Here is a 24,894-nt window from a genome sequence, read left to right on the forward strand (position 1 = left end):
TCTGGTGTGTCGCCCAGAACCGTTGCAATATTCATGTTATTGGTAACCACCAGCAGCCATCCGCGGGCTAGAGGACCCGTGCTGCCGACGCTGCGCTTGCGGTTCGTGCCCCGCCACCCTGCCACCCCGCCGCTGGGCGGCGTGGTCCCCATAATTCGTTGGGGAAGAAATGAACCATGCCCGAAAACGATTTTCTCAATCCACGCCGGACCATCGATCCGGAAGATGCCGCGCTGGAAGCACCGCCGCGCGCGCCTTTCGTAGAGCTGGGGCTGGTCAGCTGCTTCAGCTTCCTGCGTGGTGCGTCGGACGCGGTGGATCTGGTGCTGACCGCGCGGGCACTGGGATATGATGCCATCGGAATTGCCGACGCCAATACCATGGCGGGGGTGGTGCGCGTGCATACCGAGGCGAAAACGCTTAAATTAAGGCCTGTTATCGGATGTAGGATAGAAACGGTCGAAGGTCTGGCCTTCCTCGCCTATCCCACGGACCGTGCCGCCTATGGCCGGCTCTGCCGCCTGATCAGCGCCGGCCGGATGGGTACGCTGGAAGGCGAATGGCAGGAGAAGGGGGTGTGCGAGATCAATCTCGCCATGCTGGCCGCTCATGCCGAGGGGGTGCAGTTAATCCTGCTTCCTCCACGCGATCTGGATCGACAGGTCTCCATCGCCGTGGATGGCAAGGAGGAAGTCCTGCCTTTCCCGGATCTTCTGGCGCATCTGGCCGCCCTGCTGCCCACGCTGCGCCACATTGCAGCCAGCTTTCTCTACCTGGGGGACGACATGGCCCGGATATCGCGGCTCGATGCGCTGGCACAGGCGAACGGAATGACGATCCTCGCCACCAACGACGTCCATTACCACGCGCCCGACCGGCGTCCCTTGCAGGACGTGATGACCGCGATCCGGCACAAGACCACCGTGGCCGCTGCCGGGCATCTGCTGCACCCCAATGGCGAACGCTATCTGAAACCGCCCGAGGTGATGGTCCACCTGTTCCGGCCTTGGCCTCATGCCATCAAGGCGGGGCGCGAACTGGCCGATTCCTGCCGTTTTTCGCTCGACGAGCTGCAATATGAATACCCCGAGGAGGCCTATCCCGACGGCATGACGCCACAGGAATATCTGGAGGTTCAGACCTGGTGGGGGGCGGAGGGGCGCTATGCAGTCAAGGGGGCGCGCAGCCAGGTTCCCGAAACGATCGTCGATACGCTGGAGCGTGAACTGGCGCTGATCGCCAGGCTGGATCTCGCGCGCTATTTCCTGACCATCAAGGAAATCGTCGATTTCGCCCGCTATGGCGTCGATCCGCCGATCCTGTGTCAGGGGCGGGGCAGCGCGGCCAATTCCGCCGTGTGCTATTGTCTGGGCATCACCAGCGTCGATCCCGCCAAGCACCAGTTGCTGTTCGATCGCTTCATCTCCGAAGAGCGCAAGGAACCGCCCGATATCGACGTGGATTTCGAGCACGAGCGGCGCGAGGAGGTGATCCAGCATATCTACCGCCGCTATGGTCGCCATCGCGCAGGTCTGTGCGCCACGGTCATCCACTATCGCCCGCGCATGGCGATCCGCGAGGTGGGTAAGGCCATGGGGCTGACCGAGGATGTCACCGGCGCGTTGGCGCGCACCGTATGGGGTGGGTGGGGCAAGGAGATCAGCGACCGCCACGCCGCTGAAACCGGCATGGACGTGCGCGATCCCCACCTGAGGCGGGTTCTTAAACTTACTCAGCAAATGATTGGCATGCCAAGGCATTTGAGCCAGCACGTCGGCGGGTTCATTCTCACCGAAAGCGCGCTCACCGAAACCGTGCCGGTGGGCAATGGCGCCATGCCCGATCGCAGCTTCATCGAGTGGGACAAGGACGATATCGAGGCGCTGGGCATTCTGAAGGTGGACGTGCTGGCGCTGGGCATGCTGACCTGCATCCGCAAGTGCCTGAACCTGCTGGAAGATCACCATGACCGCCATCTGACGCTCGCCACCGTCCCGCGCGAGGACCCGGAAACTTATGCCATGCTGCGCAGGGGCGATTCCCTGGGCGTGTTCCAGGTGGAAAGCCGCGCCCAGATGAACATGCTGCCGCGCCTGCGCCCGACGCAGTTTTACGATCTGGTCATCCAGGTCGCGATCGTGCGGCCCGGCCCGATCCAGGGCGACATGGTCCATCCCTATCTCAAGCGCCGCCGCGGGGCGGAGCCGGTGGTGATCCCCGCTCCCAGCCCCGCGCATGGCCCGCCCGACGAGCTTTCCAGCATCCTGGAGCGGACGCTGGGGGTGCCGATTTTCCAGGAACAGGCGATGAAGATCGCGCTCGACGCGGCGCGCTTCAATTCGGCCGAGGCCAACCGCCTGCGCAAGGCCATGGCCACCTTCCGCAGCCGGGGTATGGTGGACGAATTGCAGGACATGATGGTCGAACGCATGGTTACACGCGGTTACGACCGCGAATTTGCACAGCGCTGCTTCAACCAGATCCGCGGTTTCGGCGAGTACGGCTTTCCCGAAAGTCATGCCGCCAGCTTCGCGCATCTGGTTTACGTGTCGAGCTGGCTGAAATGCCACCATCCCGCCGCCTTCGCCTGCGCCCTGCTCAATTCGCAGCCGATGGGCTTCTATGCCCCGGCGCAGATCGTGCGCGATGCGAGGGAGCATGGCGTCACGGTGCTGCCCGCCGACGTCAATCATTCCCAGTGGGACTGTACGCTGGAGGGGGCGAACGATCATTCCTCGAACGGGGCGGGGGAGGATCGGGGGCGCTTCGACCGGCATTGGACGCTGCGCCTGGGCCTGCGCCAGATCGACGGCCTGCCGGAAGCCGTGGCGGCACGGCTGATTGCCGAACGCGAGGCCAATGGCCCCTATGCTGACGTCACGGCGCTGCGCGATCGTGCCCGCATCGGCCCGGCGCATGTGGAGCGGCTTGCCGGCGCGGATGCCTTCGGATCGCTCGATCTGTCGCGGCGTCAGGCGCTGTGGGACGCGCGCAGCCTGGTCGCTGCCGGCGAGCTGCCGCTGTTCGCCCATGCGCGCGAGCGGGAGGAGGGGGCGGAGAAGAGACGCGTCCTGCTGCCCCACATGCCGCTGTCCGAAGAGGTCGTCGCCGATTACCAGACCACCCGTCTCAGCCTGAAAGCGCATCCGATGGCCTTCCTGCGCGCCAGCCTCGCCGAACGCGGTTTCGTGCGCGCCTGCGACCTCAGGGCGCGCAAGTTCCGCAGTATGGTCCATGTTGCGGGCGTAGTGCTGATCCGTCAGCGCCCCGGCAGCGCCAAGGGGGTGTGCTTCATCACGCTGGAGGACGAGACCGGGGTGATCAACCTGGTGGTATGGCCCGATCTCAAGGAGAAGCAGCGCCGCGTGGTGATGGGCAGTCGGCTGATGGAGGTTCGCGGCCGGGTGGAATATGACGACGAGGTCATCCACGTCATCGCCCAGCACATGACCGACGCCAGCCACGAACTCTACCGCCTGTCGGAAGAGATGTTGCAGGCCCCGATCGCGCGGGCCGACCATTGCAACAACCCGCTGCCCAGCAAGCTCAATCCGAGAGACGATCTGCGCGAAGGGGCCGACGATCCCTATCGCCCGCCGGTGGAACCGTGGCAGGAACCGCGCGCTGGAAACCGCGAATGCGGATGGCACGATCCCAATTCGCGCGGCCATCCGCGCGATGTACGGATCATTCCCCGGTCCCGCGACTTTCACTAGCGAATGCCCCGAAGGAAATCTCTGTTCTCCCGCCGCCTGGGGCGTTTCAAGGGCGACCGCCGGGCGATGGCCCTGCTGCTGCTGCTCGCGGCACTCCTGATCGGCAGGACTTGGCTGAATGAGCATCCCGGCGACAATCCCTGGGCGCCGCTGGACCTGAGAGACAAGCCGGGCTGGGCGACGCCCACGAAATTCGGGGAAATGCGCGACGATACGGAGCTGTGCCGGGCCGTGCTTGATCGATCGCAAGTCGCGTTCGAGGCGCTTGAGCCCCAAGGGCAGGGCGAATGCGCCCGGCCGGACCGGACCCGGCTCGGCGACTATCCCCTGGCGCCCGACACCCCGCCCACGACCTGCCCGGTCGCCGCCGCGCTTTCGCTATGGAAAAGCGACACGCTCGACCCGGTGGCGCAGGACGTTTTTGGAAGCGATATTGCTGAAATAGAGCATCTTGGCGCTTATTCCTGCCGCCGGCTCTATGGACGGTCGGAAGGGGCATGGAGCCAGCATGCGACCGGAAATGCCATCGATATTGCGGGCTTCGTGCTTGCCGACGGGACCCGGATCAGCGTGTTGGGCGACTGGGAGGGGGACGACGAGAAATCAGCATTCCTGCGCCGGGCCCGCGATGGGGCCTGCGCCGCATTCTCTATCGTGCTGTCTCCGGACTACAACGCGGCGCACCGCGATCACTTCCATCTCGACATGACCGCGCGCTGGAACGGCGTATGCCGATAATCGATCGGTCGAGCAATCAGCTTTCGAACGCGTAGCCTGCGGACCGAACGGTCCGAACGGGATCCTTGGTCCCCTGCATTTCTATGGCCTTGCGCAAGCGGCGGATATGGACATCGACTGTGCGAAGCTCAATCTCGCTCCCTGTGCCCCACACACCGTCCAGCAGCTGGCTGCGGCTGAACACGCGACCCGGGCTCTCCATGAAGAACTTGAGCAGGCGATACTCCGTGGGACCAAGCTGGAGCATCTGTCCGCGCCTGGTGACCTTGTGAGCCACGGGATCGAGCACGATATCGCCGACCTCCACGGTCTCTCCGGCCAGGGCAGGGCGGATGCGCCGCATGACCGCCGCCACCCGCGCCATCAACTCGCGCGGAGAGAACGGCTTGGTGACATAATCGTCCGCGCCAGTGTCGAGTCCGCGAATGCGGTCCTCCTCTGCCTCGCGCGCAGTCAGCATGATGATCGGCACATGGGCGGTGGCCTTGTCCCGTCGCAGCCGGCGGCAGACCTCGATCCCGCTCGTCCCCTCGATCATCCAGTCCAGGATGACGAGATCGGGCGTATCCTCGGCCGCAAGCATCAGCGCTTCGTCGCCGTCCGGGGTGGACCGGACGTCATAGCCTTCGTTGCGAAAACGATAATCGAGCAGCTCCAGGAGAGCCGGATCGTCTTCAACCAGTATCAGTTTGGCAGCCGCCACGTACATGCCCTCTTTTGGACGATGATGTCCGCGCTGTCGATATGACGGGCAGGCTACGCTTTTGTGTCAGCTTTCCTGGACGCGTTCGTCTTCCGAAGGATACACCCCGGTGGCCGCAAAATGCACCATTTCCGCGACATTGGTGGCGTGATCTCCCACCCGTTCGAGATTGCGGGCGACGAACAGCAGTTGGGCCGCGCTGGTAATGGTGGACGGATTTTCCGTCATATGGCTGACGAGATTGCGGAAGATCGAATTGTAGAAGGCATCTACCTTCTCATCCGTGGCGATGACGTCCAGCGCCAGCTGCGCGTCGCGTGCAGCGTAGGCGGTGAGTACGTCGTGGACCATTTCCGTCGCGATTTCAGCCATCGCAGGCAGCAGGGTCAGCGGCTCGAAATGCTTGCGTTGCGCGTCGATCCGCCTGCTGGCGCGCGCAATGTTCTTGGCATAATCTCCAATACGCTCGACCACGCCTGCGATCTTCAGTGCCGCGATTACTTCTCGCAGATCGTCGGCCAGCGGCGCCCGGAGCGCGATGATGCGCACCGCGAGCTTGTCGACCTCGTCTTCCAGCGCGTCGATTTTCTTGTCCCCGAGCATCGTCTGCTCAGCCAGCGCATCGTCGCCGCGCACCAGCGCTTCCATCGCGTCCTGCACGGCGTTTTCCGCCAGACCACCCATTTCGGCAATCAGTCCGCGAAGACGGGTGATGTCCTCGTCGAAAGCCTTAACCGTGTGTTCCATGCGATCAGCCATAGCGTCCAGTAATATAGTCTTTGGTACGTTCTTCTATCGGATTAGTGAAGATTTCCCGCGTTTTTCCGTATTCCACCAGCTTGCCGAGGTGGAAGAACGCGGTGCGCTGGCTGACCCGCGCCGCCTGCTGCATCGAATGGGTGACGATGGCGATGGCGTAGCTACCCCGCAATTCGTCGATCAGTTCCTCGATCCTGGCTGTGGCGATGGGGTCAAGAGCGGAACACGGCTCGTCCATCAAAATAACTTCGGGGTCTACAGCGATGGCGCGCGCAATACACAGCCTCTGCTGCTGGCCACCCGAGAGCGCGGTGCCGCTTTCGGTAAGGCGGTCCTTCACCTCATTCCACAGGCCCGCGCGGGTGAGTGATTTCTCGACGATAGCATCCATCTCGTCGCGGGTCTGGGTGAGGCCATGGATGCGCGGGCCGTATGCGATGTTCTCGTAGATCGATTTTGGAAAGGGGTTGGGCTTCTGGAACACCATCCCGACGCGGGCTCGCAACTGGACCACGTCCATGCCCGATCTGTAGATATCTTCCCCGTCCAGCTCGATACAACCTTCGACGCGCGCCGACGGGATGGTATCGTTCATCCGGTTGAGCGTACGCAGGAAGGTCGATTTTCCACAGCCTGAGGGGCCGATCAGCGCCGTGACGTAACGGGTCGGCACATCTAGCGAAACCTGATCGATGGCTTTCTTCGGCCCATAGTAGACATCCACATCGCGAGCGCGCAGCTTCACCTCCGTGCTGTCGGATTGCTCGGTATCGGGATGGTAGACTGTCACCACTTCTTCTCGAACTTGTTGCGCAGATAGATGGCAAAGCCATTCATCGCGAGGAGGAACAGCAGCAGCACCACGATAGCGGCACTCGTGCGTTCGATGAACCCTCGATCCACTTCGTCGGACCAGAGGAAAATCTGAACCGGCAAGACCGTGGCGGGCGATGTGAACCCCTGGGGCGGGGCGGCGATGAAGGCGCGCATTCCGATCATTAGCAGGGGAGCTGTCTCCCCTACGGCGCGGGCCATGCCGATGATCGTGCCGGTTAAAATGCCGGGGAGCGCAAGGGGCAGGACGTGATGGAAGACAACCTGTACCGGCGAAGCCCCGATGGCGAGTGCGCCGTCACGGATCGACGGGGGTACGGCCTTGATCGCATTGCGGCCCGAAATGACGATGACCGGCATGGTCATAATCGCAAGAGTGAGGCCTCCGATAACGGGCGCAGATCGCAGATGCGGAAAGAGCCCAAGGAACACGGCAAGGCCGAGCAGACCGAAAATGATCGACGGTACGGCCGCAAGGTTGTTGATTGATACCTCGATAATGTCGGTCCAGCGGTTCTTGGGCGCGTATTCTTCCAGATACAGAGCCGCCAGAACACCGATCGGGAAGGCGAGGGCGAGGGTTACGATGATGGTAAGGATGGTTCCCTTGAGCGCGCTCCATATGCCGACCTGCTGGGGATTGGTGGCGTCCGACCTCGTCAGAAAACCAAGGTCCCAGTTTTTCGAGATGGTGCCGTTCGCGCGCATTTCCGCCGCGAGCGCACGCATCTCCGCCGAGCCCTCACCCGAATAGCCCGCAGCAAGGTCAGGCGTCGCGGGGAGCCCGAAGTCCTGCCGCTCGCCTATCAGTGACGGATCGTCGATGATCTCTTCGGCGATTGTGCGCCAAGCATCGCCATCGACCTGTGCGGCAGCGGCGGGCGGTAGGGCGCCCACGACCGCGGACTGGACGATTTCCCTCACGCCTTGATACTCCAGGTTCTGGATCGCCCTGGCGCGCGTCAGGTCGGCGGGCGGGGCCGTTAACGCGGCGCGGGACAGATCGATCGGAACCGTGACCTCGACCCGCTTGAATCCGCCGATACCGTTGATGAGCATCGTGCCGAGCAGGAAAGCGAGGACGACCAGCGAGAACACCACCGCCGCCAACCCCGCCATTTTGAAGCGTTTTTCCGCTCGATAGCGGCGCGTCAGGCGACGGCGGAATGCGTCGTCCTGCTTGGAAACGTGCCCCGTCTCGGGGTCTGCTGCGAGCGCTGGATTTGCGATCTCATTCATAAGCTTCGCGGAACCTCTTGACCACGCGCAGGGCGATGAAATTGAGCGCCAGCGTCACCAGGAACAGCACGAAACCCAGCGCGAAGGCGCTGAGGGTCGCCGGATGGTCGAAACTGCCCTCGCCCGTCAGAAGGGCCACGATTTGGACCGTCACGGTAGTCATGGCCTGCAGGGGATCGGCGGAGAGCCGGGCAGCGGTGGATGCGGCCATCACCACGATCATCGTTTCGCCGATGGCGCGGCTGATCGCCAGCATCACGCCGGCCACGATACCGGGCAGGGCGGCAGGCATCAGAACGCGGCGGATCGTCTCCGATGTCGTCGCCCCCAGCGCGAGGCTTCCATCGCGCATCGACTGGGGTACGGCGGCTATGCTGTCGTCGGCCATCGACGAGACGAAGGGGATGATCATCACCCCCATCACCACGCCGGCCGCCAGCGCACTCTCGCTGGAGGCGTTGGAAATGCCGATGGCCACGGCCGCGTCCCGCACGGCGGGCGCCACGGTCAGCGCGGCGAAATAACCGTAGACCACGGTGGGGACACCCGCCAGTATCTCGAGCGCGGGCTTTATCAAGGCCCGCGCGCGTGCGCTGGAATATTGCGTCATGTAGACAGCACTAAGCAGGCCGAGCGGAATGGCCACGATCATGGCGATGATCGCACCGATATAGAGCGTGCCCCAAAAGAGGGGGATCGCGCCGTATCGCGATCCATCGACAAAAGCCGGATCGCTCATCGAGTCGGGCGCCCAGAAGGTGCCCAGCAGGAAGCTGACCGGGTCAACCATGCCGAAAAAGCGGACCGTCTCGAAAACAAGGCTGGCGAAAATCCCGAGGGTGATCAGGATAGCCACGAGCGAGGCCGCGATCAGGATCAGCATCACCATCCGCTCCACCCGCTTGCGCGCGGTGAAATCTGGCTTGATACGCAGCCAGGCGTAAGCGCCGCCGGCGAAGGCGATCAGGAAGGCGAGCGTGTAGCCGATCACCTGATAGCGGCCGATGGCGTGACGGAAGGCGTCCACGAGGGGGGCAGCCCGGGGATCGAAGACGGCGAGGGCGTTTCCGCTGGCGACGCTGCGTGCCTCCTCCAGAATGCGCTCCCTGGTGAAGCCGAAGCTGGGCAACCCCTGCGCCGCCGGATCGGCGAGCACCGATTGCATCACCAACTCGGGCGCGATCGCGGACCAGAGGGCCACGAAAACGAGCATCGGCAAGACGATCCACAGGGCGACATACCAGCCATGATAGCTGGGCAGCGCCGCCAGACGCACGTTTCCATCCTTGCTGAAGCCCCACGCACGAGCACGCGCCGCGAGCCAGCCGGCCAGCCCGAGGCCGACCGCGATCAGGAGGAGAAGACTGACGGACACGTCTTAGTCGAGTTGCGAGCCATCGAGGGTGGTCAGATTATCGATGGTCGCGACGTTGCGCGCCATCGCATCCGGCGGCGAAGCGACAAGGCCCATCTTCGCCAGCGGTCCGTCGCGATCCCACATCTGCGCCCATTCTTCGAGAAAACCGCGCAGGCTGGGTATAGCGTCGAGATGAGCCTTCTTTACATAGAGGTACAGCGGGCGGGCACCGGGGTAGCGGAAGGACGAAATTTCCTCGTAGGTCGGCTTGACGCCGTTGACCGAAAGCGCGTTCAGGCGCTCCGCATTCTCCTCGAGATAGGAATATCCGAAGATACCCACCGCGCGCGGATTGTTCTCGATCTTCTGGACGATCAGATTGTCCTGCTCGCCTTGGTCCACGTAATTGCCGTCGGAACGGATTTCGGTGCAGACCCGGTCATGCTCCTGTGGGTCGCTTTCCTTGAGAGCCGACATTGCGGGATCAGCATCGCAGCCTGCCATCAGGATCAGCTCCTCGAGCGCGTCGCGCGTGCCGGATGTCGAGGGCGGTCCGTATACCAGGATGGGTTCGTTGGGCAGAGACGGGTCCACGTCGGACCAGTTCTGCGCGGTCTGTTCCTTGCCATAGGGCCGCGCGGCCAGCGCCCGATAAAGCAGCGCCGGGGTGAGGTTCATGTCGATCCCGCCCTTGGCGGAAGCGATAGCGATGCCGTCAAGGCCGACCTGAATTTCCAGAATGTCGGTCACGCCCGCATTCTGACACGACTGGAATTCGGATTTCTTCATCCGCCGCGATGCGTTTGCGATATCGGGGGTGTCGGAGCCAAGCCCCGCACAGAACAGCTTGATGCCCGCGCCGCTGCCCGTCGATTCGATCAGCGGTGCGCTGACGTTCGGATCGGATTTCACCAGCTCTTCTGCCACCGCCTTGGCGAAGGGGTAGACCGTGGAGGATCCCACGGCGCGAATCGAATCGCGCGACGCGTTCCCTCCGCAGGAGGCGAGCGCGAGGGTGCTCGCGCAGAGCAGGGCGGTGAAGGTTTTCTTGATCATGAGACTCACATCCGTTTGCCTGCCCCAAGAGCGACTGAATATGACTCATTTGCGACAATCGGCATCCCAGCGCTCACGAATCTCTCTTCAGGTTAGAGGCAGGGCCACAGTGACAGTGGTTCCCGTTCCCACGACGCTGTCGATGGACAGGCGCCCACGGTGCCTTTCGACGATATGTTTGACGATCGCCAGCCCGAGGCCCGTTCCCCCGGACGCGCGGCTTCGACCGGGGTCGGTACGATAGAAACGACGCGTCAGGTGAGGCAGATGCTCGGGCGCTATGCCATCGCCTTTGTCCACTACGCTGAGGGTGGCGCGGTCCTCTCCCGATCGTTTCAGACCGACCGAGACCGGGGCGGTGCCGCCGCCGTATTTCAACGCATTGTCGACGAGATTGCGTACCAGTTGCTCCAGCTGCTGGCTGTCGCCCCGCACCTGGATGCCTGGGTCGATCGCCAGAGCCAGCTGCCTGGCATGGTCGGTCCCAGCCGCGTCGCGCGCCGCGCGTTCCGTGAGGATCGACAGTTCGATTTCTTCTACCGGAAGATCGTGCTTTTCCGCCTCGATACGGGAAAGCGACATGAGATCTCCGACCAGCGACTGGAGCCGCCGCGCTTCGCGCTGGATGGTCGATAGGAACTTGTCCGCTGTCTCCTTCTCGAGATGGTCCGATTCCTCGCGCAAGGTCTCGACATATCCGATGATGGAAGACAGCGGCGTGCGCAATTCGTGGCTCGCATTCGCCACGAAGTCGGTGTGAGCGCGGCTGATATCCGCCTCGGCGGTGCGATTGATGAATTCGATGATCCCCAGTTCGCCGGGCAGCGCCTTGCGATTGACCCGCCAGATATCCTTGCGGCGGGTGAGACCGCTGATGGTGACCCCGCCGGTCTCGCCGCTTTCCACCAGCTTCACGGCCTCCGGATCGCGGAGCGACATACGGATGTCCTGGTCGAGCAGGTGAGCGCCGAACAATCGGCGTGCGGAAGCGTTGGCCACCACTACGCGATCACGGCGGGTTATCAGCACCGGATTTTCCGAAAGTTCGAACAGTTCGCCCATCTGGTGGGTATCGAAAGCACGGGCAGCGGGTGCTGAGGTGCGCTTGGGCGGGGCAACGCCGACGATCCAGAGCGATCCGACCCAGATCACCAGGGTCAGCGCCGCCAGGCCTATGGGAAGGCCGGCAACGCCCAGAATCACGCAAACGATCAGGGCCAGAACCGCCGCGCTCAGGGGAAAGGGTTTGCCTCGCAACATTCTGGCGAGCGCCTAGCGCCTGTTTCGGGATCGCGCCACCATCCTTCGGCAAGCTGGTGACCCCTACGGGAATCGAACCCGTGTTTCAGCCGTGAGAGGGCCGCGTCCTGACCGCTAGACGAAGGGGCCACGTCTCGGCTTTTGCCGGCACGGGCCGATCATGCCAATGGTGACCCCTACGGGAATCGAACCCGTGTTTCAGCCGTGAAAGGGCCGCGTCCTAACCGCTAGACGAAGGGGCCATCCCGTTGCCGGGCCGTGGCAAGGCGCGCCCCCTAGGCGGCTACGCTGCCGCCGTCAAGCGCCCCCGTACCGATAAGCCTCAATCAGCCCAGGCGGCGTCTTCCAGCAGCAGCTCGACCCGGGGGACATTGCCCCAATCGTCGAGCTTCGCCCGGCCTGCAAGCCACAGGCGGCGGCCCTGTGCGGCATGGAGTAATTGCTGCCCCATTTCCGTTGCCGCCGACCGAAAGGCTATCGCCTTGAAGCTGCGCCCGTCTTCGCCGTGGCCAATGATCCTGACGTGATCGCTGCCGACCACATCGGCCTTGATTAGCCGCACCGGGCCGACCGCCACCTTGGGCCCAGGCCAGCCGACGCCGAATGGGCCCGCCCCCTCGAGATGGTCGACAAGTTCGGTGGTCATGCCACCCGGCGCAATGGCGAGATCCAGCAACATTTCGCGTCCTTCCGCCGAACGGGAAATCGCGGCCGAAAGTGTCTCATCGAGAAATGCGTGGAACGCGTCCAGGCTCTCGGCAGCCACGGTCAAACCAGCCGCCATCGCGTGCCCTCCACCGGCAACCAAAAGCCCCTTGTCGCGCGCCGCCAGGATCGCCGCTCCCAGATCCACTCCGGAGATGGAGCGCCCAGAGCCCTTGCCCGTCGGTCCGTCCATGGCGACGACCACCGCTGGCTTCCCGGTCTTTTCCTTGATCCGACCGGCCACGATACCGATCACCCCGGGGTGCCAGCCTTCGCCGCTCAGCAGCAGCACGCTGCGATTGCCCTGCGCCGCCAGCTGTTCCTCGGCAGCCTCCTGCACGGCGGCCTCGATCGCGCGCCTTTCCTCGTTGAGCACGTCGAGCTTGGCGGCGATGGCGCGGGCCTCTTCGGGGTCGCGCGTGGTGAGAAGACGAACGCCCAGGGTCGCTTCGCCTACGCGCCCGCCGGCATTGATTCGCGGGCCGAGCGCGAAGCCAAGATCGCTGGCGATGGGCGCGCGGCTCAATCTACTCGCATCGATCAGCGCGGCCATGCCGATGTTCCCCCGTCGGCCCATGATCTTGAGCCCCTGAGACACGAAGGCGCGGTTCAATCCCTTCAGAGCCGCAACGTCCGCCACCGTGCCCAGCGCGACCAGATCGAGAAGACCCATGAGATCGGGCTCCGGTCGCGAATTGAAAAAACCTTTCCGACGAAGGGTTCGCACCGTGGCGATTGCCAGGAGGAACGCCACGCCAACCGCGGCGAGATGGCCATGCGCGGCCCCGTCGTCGCTTTCGTCGAGACGATTGGGATTCACCATCGCCACTACTCTGGGCAATTCGGCGCTGCATTTGTGATGATCGACGACGATTACGTCGATCCCGGCTTCATGCGCTTGCGACAGCGCATCATGCGCCATCGCGCCGCAATCGACGGTGACCACAAGGCTGCTTCCGCGCTGGCCCAAGGCAACCAGAGCCTCTCCCAAAGGGCCGTAACCCTCCAGCAACCGATCGGGGATGTAGTAATCGGCTTCGTGCCCCAGCATCCGCAGAAGGCGGATCAGGACCGCGGCGCTCGTCGCACCGTCGACGTCGTAATCGCCGTAAATGGTTGTCTTTTCCCCGGCGACAACAGCTTGGGCAAGCCGCTCTGCCGCTACGTCCATATCATTGAAAAGGCTGGGATCGGGCAAGAAATCGCGCAGCGTGGGATGGCGGTGCTTGTCCACATCCTCCGCAGCAACTCCGCGGGCGAGGATGAGCTGCTCGAGAATGTCGTGGTCCAGGCTGGCCGCTCCCGCGCCCAGTGCCATATTGCCTCCTCGCCAGCGCCAGCGGCGACCGGACAGGGACCGCTCGACGCCGAATACGGAAAGAGAAGCGGGGGAACTCAACATATATCCGGATTAGCATGAGCCAGGGGTGGGCAGAAGGCTTTGGCGCTTGACAATCGACAGCACAATCCGTCGCATGAGGACATGGCTTCGCCGCTACTCATCCTATGGCACAGCAGAACGGGCGCCAGCGGGGCGATGGCCCAAGCCGCCGCGGATGGGGCTGGGGAGCGCGCCTGCCTGTTGTCCTGCGAGGAAGCGACCGAGAACCAATTCCTATCTGCGAAAGGCTACCTCTTTTGTTGCCCGGAAAATCTCGCGGCCATGAGCGGCGCGATGAAAGAGATGTTCGACCGCCTCTATTACCCTTTGCTCGGGCGCATAGAGGGCCGCGCCTACGCCACCATCATCGCCGCAGGCAGCGATGGCACCGGCGCGCAGGCACAGCTCGATCGGATTGCGAAGGGCTGGCGTCTCAAGCGCGTCGCAGAACCCCAGCTCATAAATTTTTCCGCGCAAACTCCAGAGGCGATCCTGGCGCAAAAGACCGTTCCCGAGGGGGTGCTGGCAACTTGCAAGGAACTGGGAGAAAGTCTCGCCGAGGGCCTTGCGCAAGGAATATTCTGAAGGATCGCTGTCAGGCCGGTTCCAGCGCAGACATCCACCAATCGGAAAAATCCTCTTTTGCTCTGGATGTATAAGCCAGCTTTCGCGCTTTCTTCTTAACTTCGGGCAGCGGCGGGAAGAGCCCGAAATTCACGTTCATGGGCTGGAATGTCTCGGCATCCGCATCCCCGGTGATGTGAGAGAGCAGCGCGCCCATCGCGGTGGTGCGGGGCGGGGCGGTCCACTCGCGTCCGCCCAGCTCGTCCGCCGCTATCAGGCCCGCCATCAGCCCTACCGCAGCGCTTTCGACATAGCCTTCGCACCCGGTCACCTGCCCGGCAAATCGTATATGCGTTGCGGATTTGAGGCGCAGTTGCCGGTCGAGCACCCGCGGGGAATTGAGGAACGTATTGCGGTGCAAACCACCAAGGCGGGCGAACTCCGCCTTCTCCAGCCCCGGGATTGTCCGGAAAAGCCGGACCTGCTCGGCATATTTGAGCTTGGTCTGGAAGCCGACCATATTCCATAGCGTGCCGAGCGTATTGTCCTGCCGCAGTTGGACCACGGCATGCGGCCAGCGCCCTGCGGGGTGTTCTTCCGTCGCCCAATGCGGATTGTCGAGTCCTACCGGCTTCATGGGCCCGAACCGCAAGGTATCTACGCCGCGCGACGCCATCACCTCGATCGGCATGCAGCCTTCGAAATAGGGCGTGTTTTCCTCCCATTCGCGGAATTCGGTTTTCTCGCCATCCATCAGGCCCTGATGAAAAGCGAGGTATTGTTCCTTCGTCATCGGGCAGTTGATGTAATCCTTGCCGCCCTTGTCCCATCGCGCCGCCATCCAGCAGATGTCCATGTCGATGCTGTCGCGATGAACGATAGGAGCGATGGCGTCGAAAAAGGCGAGGCGGTCCTCACCCGTGAACGACACAATGCTTTCTGCGAGGCTCTGCGCGGTGAGCGGCCCTGTTGCGACGATGGTGTGCCCCGCCTGGGGCAATTCATCGATTCTCTCGCGGACGATCTCGAGATTGGAGAGAGAGTGAAGTTCCCTCTCCACGGCCGCCGAAAAAACGTCACGGTCGACTGCCATGGCGCTTCCGGCGGGCACGCGGGCTTCCTTGCCGGCCCGCATGACGAGACTGTCGAGCAACCGCATCTCATGATGCAGAAGGCCGACGGCGTTATTCTCGTGATCGTCGGAGCGAAAACTGTTCGAACAGACAAGTTCGGCAAGGCCGTCACCCTGGTGCGCTGGGGTGGTGTCGCCGCCGCCGCGCATTTCGGAGAGGCGGACGCGGAACCCGCGCCGCGCGAGCTGCCAAGCTGCTTCGCTGCCGGCGAGCCCGCCGCCGATGATATGTATATCGTGGGTCATGGATGCGCGGTCCGTACCCCTTGCAATGGGGTGCCATCAAGCCTTAGCTGCCGAGATGCCGCGGCGCGCCCTTATCGATCATCGCCCCTGGTTGCTGGCAAGCCTCGTCGCATCCATCAGCTATTTCTTCTTTCGGGACAATCCGGTCCCGGGCACCTACCTGATTGCCTGGAAGGGGGCTGGCGTAGCCTCGCTCGCGATCTACGCCGCCAGACGAGGTAAGGGGGCCGACGGTTGGCTGATAACCCTCGTCCTGATTCTGGGCGCGCTGGGAGATATGGCCCTTGAGCTCGATCTGGTGGCGGGCGGGGCGTTTTTCGGCGCGGCGCATCTGGTCGCGATCATCTTGTTTCTTCGCAATCCTCGTGCACGCAGAAGCGGCAGCCAATGGGCGACCGCTATCGTGCTGGCGCTGGCGACGCCGATCATCGCGGCACTCCTCAGTCTGCCCGATCCGCAGTGGCCGCTGGCGGTTGGTTACGCGCTCGCTGTGGGTCTGATGGCGGCAGCGGCCTGGCTGAGCCGTTTTCCGCGGTACAAAGTCGGAATAGGTGCCGTTCTGTTCGTTTTCAGCGATCTTCTGATCTTCGCAGGCGAAGCGGATCGGATACCCGAGGACGTCTCCTGGTGGCTGGTCTGGCCGCTCTACTACAGTGGCCAGTTCCTCATAGCGACGGGGGTCGTCCAGCAGCTGCGACGGGATCGGCGAACACACTGATCCAGACCCGTTGGTGCAATCGGATCAGTCGCTGTCCGGTTCATCCTCCAGATTGTCATCGGAGTGCGCGGCGGTGTGAGGCACCGTCGGGTTCATGCTGCCCCCACGTTCGGTGATTTCCTCCGCGACGGCTTCTTCGGCTTCGTTCTCGGGCTCGGCGGTCTCGTCGATCAGAGCTGCGCCGACGATGTGCTCACCCTTGGCGACATTGAAGATGCGAACGCCCGAAGACCCCCGTCCTGAGATAGAGAATCCCTTCAAAGCGTCGAACCCATCGGGGAGCAGGTGGCGAAATTCGATCGGCAGGCGTATGAGTTTGGCCTGATCGGTAACCAGCATCAGCTGCGAATTGTGCGTTACAGGGAAGCTCGCAACCACGGGTCCGTTGCGGTCCGGCTTGCTGCTGGGTTCGCCGATGTTGGTGAGACCCTGACCCCCGCGCCCGATCGTGCGGTACTCATAGGCCGACGATATCTTGCCGTAGCCATTGGCCGTGATGGTGAGGATGAACTCCTCGTTCGCCTCCATTTCCGCGACCGTGTCTTCGTCCAAGGTGTGCGTGGCCTCGTTGTTCTTCCAACGCGCGGCACGCAGATAGGCCTCACGCTTCTCGCTATTCGCGTCCAGCTTATCCAGCACGGCCATCGAAACGACTTTCGCGCCGTCCTTCAAGGTCATTCCGCGCACGCCAATGCCGGTGCGGCTCTTCGTCTCGCGCGCATCGGTCGCGGCGAAACGGATGGCCTTTCCGGTGTTGGAGGCGAGGAAAATCTCGTCTTCCTCCTTGAGAAGCTCGACGCCGATCAGCCGGTCGCCGCTGCCCTCTACGAACCCCATGGCATATTTGCCATTGGAAGGGACGTTGGTGAAGGCATCCATCGAATTCCGGCGCACCATTCCCTGTTCGGTCGCGAAGACGATGTTCAGCTTGTCCCATTCGCCCTCGTCCTCCGGCAGGGGAAGCACGTTGGTCACGCGTTCCTCATTGCCCAGCGGCAGCAGATTCACCATTGGACGGCCCTTTGTCTGTGGGCTGCCTTCGGGCAATTTCCACACCTTCTTGCGATAGACCCGGCCCTCATTGGTAAAGAAAAGCACCGGGTTGTGCGTGGAAGTTACGAAGAGTTCGACGACGGCGTCCTCGTCTTTGGTCGCCATGCCGCTGCGGCCTTTGCCGCCGCGCGCCTGCGCCCGGAATGTCGAAAGCGGCGTGCGCTTGATATAACCATCATGGGTAACGGTGACGACCATTTCGTCACGCTCGATCAGGTCTTCGTCATCGAGCCCATCCCACGCCGGCGCGATTTCGCTGACGCGCGGAGTAGCATAGAGGGTTTTTATCTCCTCCAGTTCCTCGCGCATCACGCCGTAGAGCTTCACGCGGTCAGCCAGAATAGAGAGATATTCCTCGATCGCCGTTGCGAGCTCTTTCAGCTCGTCGCCGATCTCGTCGCGACCCAGCGCGGTGAGGCGGTGCAACCTCAGGTCGAGAATGGCCTTCACCTGCCGCTCGGACAGGCGATAGGTTCCGCCATGCTCGTCGGAGCTCGGCTCGATCGCTTCCACCAGCGCAATGTATTGTGCGATGTCGCCAATCGGCCACTCCTTGGCGAGGAGCCTCGACCGGGCCTCTGCCGGGTTCGGTGCCTGGCGGATCATCGCGACCACCTCATCCAGGTTCGATACCGCCACGACAAGGCCCAGCAAGATATGCGCGCGTTCACGGGCTTTGTTGAGCTCGTACTTCGTCCGCCGCGAGATCACATCCTCGCGGAAATGGATGAACGCCTGGACGATGTCGCGCAGTGTCAGGGTTTCCGGTCGGCCGCCCCGTATGGCCAGCATGTTCGCCGGAAAGCTCGCCTGAGCGGGCGTGTGCCGCCAGATCTGATTGAGTACCACTTCCGGAGTGGCATCGCGCTTGAGATCGACGACGACGCGCATTCCCTCGCGCGAGCTTTCGTCGCGGATATCGGCAACGCCTTCGATCCGCTTGTCCTTCGCCGCTTCGGCTATCTTCTCTACGAGGCCCGATTTGCCCACCTGGAAGGGTATGGATGTCAGGACAATTGACTGGCGATCGCCACGGCCATCTTCGATCGCATGGCGGGCGCGCTGCAGGACGGAGCCGCGTCCGGTGGTGTATGCCGAATGGGCGCCATGGTTGCCGAGAATGATCGGCGCGGTGGGAAAATCGGGCCCCGGGATGATGGCGAAAAGCTCTTCGCTGGTGATCGCGGGATTTTCGATGAAGGCAAGGCAGCCGTCGATAACCTCGCCCAGATTGTGCGGCGGGATATTGGTGGCCATGCCCACCGCGATCCCCCCGGCGCCGTTTACCAGCAGGTTGGGGAAGCGGGCTGGCAAGACGGTCGGCTCCCGCCGGCTGCCGTCGTAGTTGTCGGCGAAGTCGACCGTATCCTTGTCGAGGTCGTCCAGCAGGCTGTTGGCGACGCGGGCCAGCCGGGCTTCGGTATAGCGCATGCTGGCCGGCGGATCCGGATCGATGCTGCCGAAATTGCCCTGACCATCGACCAGCGGAAGCCGCATGGACCAGTCTTGGGTCATCCGTGCCAGAGCGTCGTAAATGGCGGAGTCGCCGTGCGGGTGGTAGTTACCCATCACGTCACCGACGATCTTTGCGCTCTTGCGATAGGGGCGACCGGCGACGAAGCCACCCTCCTGACTGGCGAAAAGAATACGGCGATGAACGGGTTTCAATCCGTCGCGCACATCCGGTAAAGCGCGGCTGACGATCACGCTCATCGCGTAATCGAGATAGCTGGTCTTCATCTCATCGACGATGTCGATGCGGGCGTATTCCTCACCACCCGGTACGGGCGGATCTATCAGGTCGGTTTCGTCGCTCAATTTCGGTGTTTTCGATTGTTGCGGGCTTTGGCCCCGGATACCTCAGCTCTCTAGGCCATATGCGGCCCGAAGGCCACCTGAAGGGCGGGGGCGGGGCGGACTGCCAAGCCTTTTTCCACATTTCCCGCGTCATTCGACCTGAACGGGCGGAACGCAGGACGTTCAATCGGCATTCAACCCCCGAAACGTATCCACGTTTGCAATGCATGGCTGTTCGGGGCAATCGCGTCAGCCAGCAAGCGGGCAGCCTTGCCTGCCCATGTTTGAAGATCACGGAGAGAGTTTTATGCCATATCGTCAATCCGCAAGCCGCCGCCTGCTTTCGAACGCCGCTGCTGCCACTGCTTTCCTGGGCATGGGGGCCTTTGCGGTGGCGGTGCCGACTGCGCCGGCTGCCGCCCAGAAGAAGGAAAAGGCGCCAAAGGCGGAATATTCCAAGGAATTCATCGCGGCCTATCAGGCCTTTGAGGCTACGAGGAAGGCTGAAACGCCTGACGTGGCGGCGCAACAGGCTGCTTTGTCGCCCTTGCTAGCGGTGACCGCTTCTCCGGACGAAAAGCTTGCAGCAGGTCAGGCGGCGTTGAACGTGGGCACCGCGACCAAGGACATGCAGCTCCAGTTGCGGGGCGCCAAGATGATGCTCGACAGCGGCAAGTTGCCGCCTGAAAGCGCGGGACAGGTGAATTTCGTCGCCGGCCAGCTATCGTATAATCTGGAGGATTTCGCGGGTGCTCGAAATTATGTGCAAGCGGCGATGGACGCCGGTTTCGAGAACAAGGATGCGCCAACGATCATCACTGAATCCTATTTCCGTGAAGGGGATTATGCGGGGGGCCTGAAGCACCTCGGGGATCTGGTGGCGGCTCGTCGTGCTGCTGGGCAGCCGATTCAAGAGGATTGGGTCAAGCGTGCCGTGTCGATCGCCTATCAGAACAAGCTCAACGACGAAGCTCTCAAGTGGTCGCTCATGTATGCCAAGGAGTTTCCGAACCAGACGAGCTGGGGCGATGCGATTGCCATTGCCATCAACTCGAACCAGTTCGACAAGCCCGCCATGCTCGATATTCTTCGCCTGGCGCGCCGGACTGACACGCTGCGAACGGGCAACATGTATCTTGAATACGCTGAGGCCGCGGATGCCCGTAAGCTTCCTCAGGAGGTTGCAAGCCTGCTCGATGCCGGCACCGCCGCGGGCACTATCAGCCCCGACACAGCCATTGTTCAAGAATGGCGCAAGCAGGCCGCTACCCGTATCGCCGCCGATAAGAAGGATCTGCCGAGCCTGATTAGCGATGCAAATTCATCGGGCGCGAAACTGGTAACGGTCATGGCCGCGGCGGATGCACTGCTCAGCTATGGGCGTGGCGCAGAGGCGGAAGCCATGTATGCCAAGGCGCTTCCGCTGGCCGGTGCGAACGCGCCTACCGTGCTGACCCGCATGGGGATCGCTCAGATCGATCAGGGCAAGTACGGCGAGGCCGAGACGACCTTCCAGCGGGTACAGGGCGCGCGCCAGGCGATTGCCAATCTGTGGGCGCTTTATGCCACACAGCAGGCCTCCTAAAACCTTACACCATTGAAGAGATTGGGGCGTCGGGCAGCTTGTCCGGCGCCCCTTTCGTTATCGCAGGCGTTTTACGTAATAGTGATTGTCGTCACGCCGCTCGATGCGGAATTCGTCGAGCTGCTTGAACATGTCCGACAGGCGCTTGAAGCCGAAATTGCGGACGTCGAAACTGGATCGGTTTCCGGCGATCTGGCCGACCTCGCTCATTTCCGCCCAGCCTTCGTCGTCGCGCTTGGCGGCCTTCCAGGCCGAACCGATCAGCTCGACCAGATCGGTATCGACCGGCGGTTTTTCCTTTTGTCTTGAAGGAGCTGCGCCGCCATTATCATCCTTGGCCGCAGCTATCAGCGCGTCGATGTCGATAAAGCGGGTGCACGCGGACTTGAAGGCTTCGGGGGTCTTTTTGCTCGACCCGAAGCCGTAAACCAGCAGCCCGTCCTGCCGCAGCCGCGTGACCAGTGGGGTGAAGTCGCTGTCGCTGCTCATGATCCCGAAGCCATCCACTTTTCCCTGATACAAAAGGTCGATGGCGTCGATCGTCATGGCCATGTCAGTGGCATTCTTGCCGGTGGTGAGATCGAACTGCTGCTGGGGGCGAATGCCGTATTTGTTGGTAATCTTGTCCCATTTGGACAGACCCTGCTTGGCAAAGTTCCCGTAGGCTCTTCTGATGTTTACCTGGCCAAGCTCGGCCATCACCGTAAGCACGGGATCGATCCCGGCGGGACTGGTGTTGTCCGCGTCAATTAGGAGGGCGATGTTCTTCTGTTCGTCGGGCATGCGGGCTCAATGGGGGTGGGAAGGGCACTTGGCAACGGCGCAAACCATGTCGATCACCCGCTTGATCGCTTATCCGAATGTGTTGAACTCTCCGGAATCCTCGTCGAGAACATGCAGGATCCCATCCGAAATCGCGAAGAACGCGCCGTGAAGCTTGAGCGATCCGCGCCGCTCCTTTTCTGCAACGCAGGGGAAGGTCCTGAGGTTGGCTAGGCTCACCTTGACGGCGGCATGTTCCATCGCCCGTTCGGCTTCGCGCCCGGTAGTGCCGAGCTCGCGCGCGATCGGCTCACGCACCTCGTCGAGCAGGCCGATCCACTGCGCCACGAAGCCGCCTTCGCCGGGCTCGGCGCCGTGCATCGACTGGGTAAGCGCCGCCTGGCACCCGCCGCACATGCCGTGGCCCATCACCATGACATGCTTCACCTTGAGGAACTGGACCGCGAATTCGAGCGCGGCCGAAACGCCGTGCTGGCCGGGCGTGGTCTCGAATGGAGGAACCATGGCCGCGACATTGCGGACCACAAAGATTTCGCCGGGATCGACATCGAAGATCTGCGCCGGGTCCACCCGACTGTCCGAACAGGCGATGACCATGGTCTGCGGGGACTGGCCTTCGCGCAGTTCCTCCCACCGGTCATGCTGGTTGTGCCAGGCACCGCTGCGAAAGCGGGCGTATCCTTCAAGCAGCCCTTCGTATGATTTTTCCATGAGCGCGCAAATGCCGCGCGGCATTGCCTATGGCAAGTCCGGAACCTAAGTGGACCCGCATGAACGATCTTTCGAGCGCTCCCGAACCTATTGGCGAACGTCCTGCGCGTCAGCGCAAGCCCGACTGGATCCGGGTAAAGGCGCCCGTCAGCGAAGGCTATCACGAAACGCGCCGCCTGATGCGCGATCTGAAGCTCAATACTGTGTGTGAGGAAGCGGCCTGCCCCAATATCGGGGAATGCTGGACCAAGAAACACGCCACGGTGATGATCCTGGGCGATGTCTGCACGCGCGCCTGCGCCTTCTGCAATGTGAAGACGGGCATGCCGCGGATGGTCGATCCGATGGAGCCGGAAAACGTCGCCATCGCTGCGGGCAAGATGGGGCTGGAGCATATCGTCATCACCAGCGTGGATCGCGATGACCTTCCCGACGGCGGGGCGGGGCAGTTCGTGAAGGTGATCCAGGCGCTGCGCCGCGAAACGCCGAACACCACTATCGAAATACTGACGCCCGATTTCCGCAACAAGATGCGCCCCGCAGTGGAAGCGATCTGCGAGGCGGGGCCGGACGTCTACAACCACAACTTGGAAACCGTCCCCCGGCTTTATCCCACGATCCGCCCCGGCGCGCGCTACTATTCCTCGCTCCGCTTGCTGGAGGAGGTGAAGCGCCACGATCCCGTGATCTTCACGAAATCCGGGATTATGCTGGGGCTGGGAGAACAACGTCTGGAGGTCCATCAGGTTATGGACGACATGCGCAGCGCCGACATCGATTTCATCACCATGGGCCAATATCTCCAGCCCACCCCGCGCCATGCGAAGGTGGAGGATTTCGTCACGCCCAAGGCCTTTGCCGCTTATGGCGCCATCGCCCGGGCCAAGGGTTTCCTTCAGGTCGCATCGAGCCCGCTGACCCGCTCAAGCTATCACGCGGGCGACGATTTCGCCCAGATGAAGGCTGCCCGCGAGGCAAAGCTGGCCAAGCGGCCCGTTGAAGCCGCAAAGTAAGCACCAAAGCCGCAGCGTCCATGCCCGGAATTCGCGAACAGACCATTTCCCGCTACAGCGCCGAACAGATGTTCGACCTGGTGGCCGATGTCGGCCGCTATGGCGAGTTTCTGCCTTGGGTGGTGGCGACGCGCGTCAAGTCGGACAGCGAGACGGAAATGATCGCGGACATGCTGGTGGGCTTCAAGGCGATTCGCGAGAAATTCACTTCACGCGTTATCAAACAACGCCCGACCAGCATCCATGTGCATTACATCGACGGGCCGCTGAAGGATCTGGACAACAGCTGGACCTTCAAGCCGCGCGAGGATGGAGGGTGCGCGATCGACTTCTGCGTCGATTTCACGTTCCGCAATCCGGTGTTCGAGGCGCTGGCCGGCCAGTATTTCGATCGCGCCTTCCGCCGCATGGTGGAAGCATTCGAGCGGCGCGCAGATGAACTCTACTCGTCTCCCGCCGCGACAGCAGACTGATCCGGTAACAGCAATTCCAGCGCCCATAGCGCTGCCTGCTTGCGGATGGCGGAGCGCGATCCGCCGTCGAAAAGCTTCATTTCGCCATCCGGCTCGCTGTCGTCGTCGCGCAGCGCGCGGGCGAAAACCACCGTGCCTACGGGTTTCAGGTCGGTGCCGCCGCCCGGCCCGGCGATCCCGCTGACGGCCACCGCCACATCGGCATCACACTTGTCCAGCGCGCCCTTGGCCATGCCCCAGGCACAGGCGATCGAGACCGCGCCGAAGGTTTCGATGAGATCGCTCGCCACACCCAGCGATTCGATCTTGGCTTCATTGGAATAGGTCACGAATCCTCGATCCAGCACTGCGGACGAACCAGGAATCTCGGTGAGCGCGGCCGCCACCAGCCCGCCGGTGCAGCTCTCCGCCAGGGCGATCTTCCTTCCCTGCGCAGCGTTCTCTTCAACGACCCTGCGAGCGAGATCGACAATATCGGGGGGAAGGAGGCTGTCTGACATCTAATCTGGCTCCGGGAACTACTGCGTCTTGCCGGTCTTGCCCGGTTGACGTTCGGCGGGCTTGTCGCGTTCCATAATCTCGAACAGAAAACCCGCGATCTTGGCCAGGTTCGTAACCGGGAGCGGGTCGAACAGGCGCAGTCCCTCTTCGATATCCGCGCAGCTGGCCGGTTTGATCTCCTTCGCGATGGAGGCGGATATCATGCCATCGACGAAGGGGCGCAGGCTTTCATCCGGAAGCATTTTCATCGCGCGGAATGCATCTGCCTGGCCAGCCTCTGCCGCTTTCCTCTCGCCAAGGCCGACCACCACCTCGCGAGCCTTAGGCCATGTCCCATCGGCTGCGGACATGAAGCGTTGCTGAAGCCGGCCCTCGTTCCGCGCCAGGAAGCCATCCGGCGCAAGCCGGGCGCGGCAGGTGGTGGCGAAACTTTCGAACGCGATTGGCAGCACATAGGTGACAGCCACCTCCATCTGCTGACGGTCGAGGCCCTCCATCTGAGCATGGGCGGGGACGCAGGTCGCGGCCAGAAGGGGGGCGGCCAGAAGGGGGCGAAGGTTCAAAACGGTC

General features: G+C 62.7%; 21 protein-coding genes and 2 tRNA genes. 7 read left to right on the top strand and 16 right to left on the bottom strand.

What is annotated here, in order from left to right:
* The first annotated feature begins 176 nt into the window (after positions 1–176).
* Together ACFDTG_RS06440 and ACFDTG_RS06445 are read left to right on the top strand one after the other, a co-directional pair.
* Positions 177–3,716, top strand: coding sequence for an error-prone DNA polymerase (locus tag ACFDTG_RS06440; protein WP_375290194.1), 3,540 nt, complete (start codon positions 177–179; stop codon positions 3,714–3,716).
* Positions 3,717–3,719: 3 nt separating this feature from the next.
* Positions 3,720–4,454 (top strand): extensin family protein, encoded by a 735-nt coding sequence (locus tag ACFDTG_RS06445; RefSeq protein WP_375290195.1) that lies wholly within the window; start codon positions 3,720–3,722, stop codon positions 4,452–4,454.
* 16 nt (positions 4,455–4,470) lie between these two features.
* On the opposite strand, the gene phoB is transcribed toward ACFDTG_RS06445, so the two are convergent.
* The 10 genes from phoB to recJ form a co-directional block, all read right to left on the bottom strand.
* Complete coding sequence (gene phoB / locus ACFDTG_RS06450; protein WP_375290196.1) at positions 4,471–5,157, bottom strand: phosphate regulon transcriptional regulator PhoB; 687 nt, start codon at positions 5,155–5,157, stop codon at positions 4,471–4,473.
* Positions 5,158–5,223: 66 nt separating this feature from the next.
* Positions 5,224–5,904: a phosphate signaling complex protein PhoU gene (gene phoU, locus ACFDTG_RS06455; RefSeq protein WP_375290197.1), complete on the bottom strand. Its 681-nt coding sequence runs from the start codon at positions 5,902–5,904 to the stop codon at positions 5,224–5,226.
* A gap of 4 nt (positions 5,905–5,908) precedes the next feature.
* Positions 5,909–6,706: a phosphate ABC transporter ATP-binding protein PstB gene (gene pstB / locus ACFDTG_RS06460; RefSeq protein WP_375290198.1), complete on the bottom strand. Its 798-nt coding sequence runs from the start codon at positions 6,704–6,706 to the stop codon at positions 5,909–5,911.
* Positions 6,703–7,989: a phosphate ABC transporter permease PstA gene (gene pstA / locus ACFDTG_RS06465; protein ID WP_375290199.1), complete on the bottom strand. Its 1,287-nt coding sequence runs from the start codon at positions 7,987–7,989 to the stop codon at positions 6,703–6,705. The genes pstB and pstA overlap by 4 nt, the downstream gene beginning before the upstream one ends.
* Positions 7,982–9,364, bottom strand: coding sequence for a phosphate ABC transporter permease subunit PstC (gene pstC / locus ACFDTG_RS06470; RefSeq protein WP_375290200.1), 1,383 nt, complete (start codon positions 9,362–9,364; stop codon positions 7,982–7,984). The genes pstA and pstC overlap by 8 nt, the downstream gene beginning before the upstream one ends.
* 3 nt (positions 9,365–9,367) lie before the next feature.
* On the bottom strand, positions 9,368–10,402 hold the full coding sequence (locus ACFDTG_RS06475) for a substrate-binding domain-containing protein (RefSeq protein ID WP_375290201.1): 1,035 nt from the start codon (positions 10,400–10,402) through the stop codon (positions 9,368–9,370).
* An 87-nt stretch (positions 10,403–10,489) separates the two neighbouring features.
* On the bottom strand, positions 10,490–11,662 hold the full coding sequence (locus ACFDTG_RS06480) for a sensor histidine kinase (protein WP_375290202.1): 1,173 nt from the start codon (positions 11,660–11,662) through the stop codon (positions 10,490–10,492).
* A 54-nt stretch (positions 11,663–11,716) separates the two neighbouring features.
* A tRNA-Glu gene (locus ACFDTG_RS06485) sits at positions 11,717–11,791 on the bottom strand.
* A gap of 38 nt (positions 11,792–11,829) precedes the next feature.
* Positions 11,830–11,904, bottom strand: a tRNA-Glu gene (locus ACFDTG_RS06490).
* An 80-nt stretch (positions 11,905–11,984) separates the two neighbouring features.
* Positions 11,985–13,769, bottom strand: a complete 1,785-nt coding sequence (gene recJ, locus ACFDTG_RS06495; RefSeq protein ID WP_375290203.1) for a single-stranded-DNA-specific exonuclease RecJ — start codon at positions 13,767–13,769, stop codon at positions 11,985–11,987.
* 81 nt (positions 13,770–13,850) lie between these two features.
* On the opposite strand from recJ, the gene ACFDTG_RS06500 reads away from it, so the two are divergent.
* Positions 13,851–14,333, top strand: coding sequence for a flavodoxin family protein (locus ACFDTG_RS06500; RefSeq protein ID WP_375290204.1), 483 nt, complete (start codon positions 13,851–13,853; stop codon positions 14,331–14,333).
* Positions 14,334–14,343: 10 nt separating this feature from the next.
* On the opposite strand, the gene trmFO is transcribed toward ACFDTG_RS06500, so the two are convergent.
* A complete protein-coding gene (gene trmFO / locus ACFDTG_RS06505) occupies positions 14,344–15,690 on the bottom strand; it encodes a methylenetetrahydrofolate--tRNA-(uracil(54)-C(5))-methyltransferase (FADH(2)-oxidizing) TrmFO (RefSeq protein ID WP_375290205.1) in 1,347 nt (448 codons plus the stop codon).
* Between the two features lie 55 nt (positions 15,691–15,745).
* Between trmFO and ACFDTG_RS06510 the strand changes: the two genes are divergently transcribed.
* Positions 15,746–16,408, top strand: a complete 663-nt coding sequence (locus ACFDTG_RS06510) for a lysoplasmalogenase family protein (RefSeq protein WP_375290206.1) — start codon at positions 15,746–15,748, stop codon at positions 16,406–16,408.
* Between the two features lie 24 nt (positions 16,409–16,432).
* On the opposite strand, the gene gyrA is transcribed toward ACFDTG_RS06510, so the two are convergent.
* Positions 16,433–19,279 (bottom strand): DNA gyrase subunit A, encoded by a 2,847-nt coding sequence (gyrA, locus tag ACFDTG_RS06515; RefSeq protein WP_375290207.1) that lies wholly within the window; start codon positions 19,277–19,279, stop codon positions 16,433–16,435.
* 286 nt (positions 19,280–19,565) lie between these two features.
* On the opposite strand from gyrA, the gene ACFDTG_RS06520 reads away from it, so the two are divergent.
* The gene (locus ACFDTG_RS06520) at positions 19,566–20,843 is read left to right on the top strand and encodes a hypothetical protein (protein ID WP_375290208.1); all 1,278 of its coding nucleotides are present in this window, start codon (positions 19,566–19,568) and stop codon (positions 20,841–20,843) included.
* A 57-nt stretch (positions 20,844–20,900) separates the two neighbouring features.
* Here the strand turns inward: ACFDTG_RS06520 and ACFDTG_RS06525 are convergent, their stop codons facing one another.
* On the bottom strand, positions 20,901–21,626 hold the full coding sequence (locus ACFDTG_RS06525; RefSeq protein WP_375290209.1) for an NYN domain-containing protein: 726 nt from the start codon (positions 21,624–21,626) through the stop codon (positions 20,901–20,903).
* 69 nt (positions 21,627–21,695) lie between these two features.
* Complete coding sequence (locus ACFDTG_RS06530; protein ID WP_375290210.1) at positions 21,696–22,337, bottom strand: carbonic anhydrase; 642 nt, start codon at positions 22,335–22,337, stop codon at positions 21,696–21,698.
* A gap of 59 nt (positions 22,338–22,396) precedes the next feature.
* Between ACFDTG_RS06530 and lipA the strand changes: the two genes are divergently transcribed.
* Positions 22,397–23,350 carry a lipoyl synthase gene (gene lipA / locus ACFDTG_RS06535; RefSeq protein ID WP_375290211.1) on the top strand — a complete coding sequence of 318 codons (954 nt, stop codon included), beginning with the start codon at positions 22,397–22,399 and terminating at the stop codon, positions 23,348–23,350.
* A 20-nt stretch (positions 23,351–23,370) separates the two neighbouring features.
* A complete protein-coding gene (locus ACFDTG_RS06540) occupies positions 23,371–23,823 on the top strand; it encodes a type II toxin-antitoxin system RatA family toxin (RefSeq protein ID WP_375290212.1) in 453 nt (150 codons plus the stop codon).
* Here the strand turns inward: ACFDTG_RS06540 and ACFDTG_RS06545 are convergent.
* Positions 23,793–24,323: a CinA family protein gene (locus tag ACFDTG_RS06545; RefSeq protein WP_375290213.1), complete on the bottom strand. Its 531-nt coding sequence runs from the start codon at positions 24,321–24,323 to the stop codon at positions 23,793–23,795. The genes ACFDTG_RS06540 and ACFDTG_RS06545 overlap by 31 nt on opposite strands.
* A gap of 18 nt (positions 24,324–24,341) precedes the next feature.
* Complete coding sequence (locus ACFDTG_RS06550) at positions 24,342–24,887, bottom strand: hypothetical protein (RefSeq protein WP_375290214.1); 546 nt, start codon at positions 24,885–24,887, stop codon at positions 24,342–24,344.
* Positions 24,888–24,894 lie beyond the last annotated feature (7 nt).

This window comes from Qipengyuania sp. (assembly GCF_042095715.1).
Lineage (GTDB): Bacteria > Pseudomonadota > Alphaproteobacteria > Sphingomonadales > Sphingomonadaceae > Qipengyuania.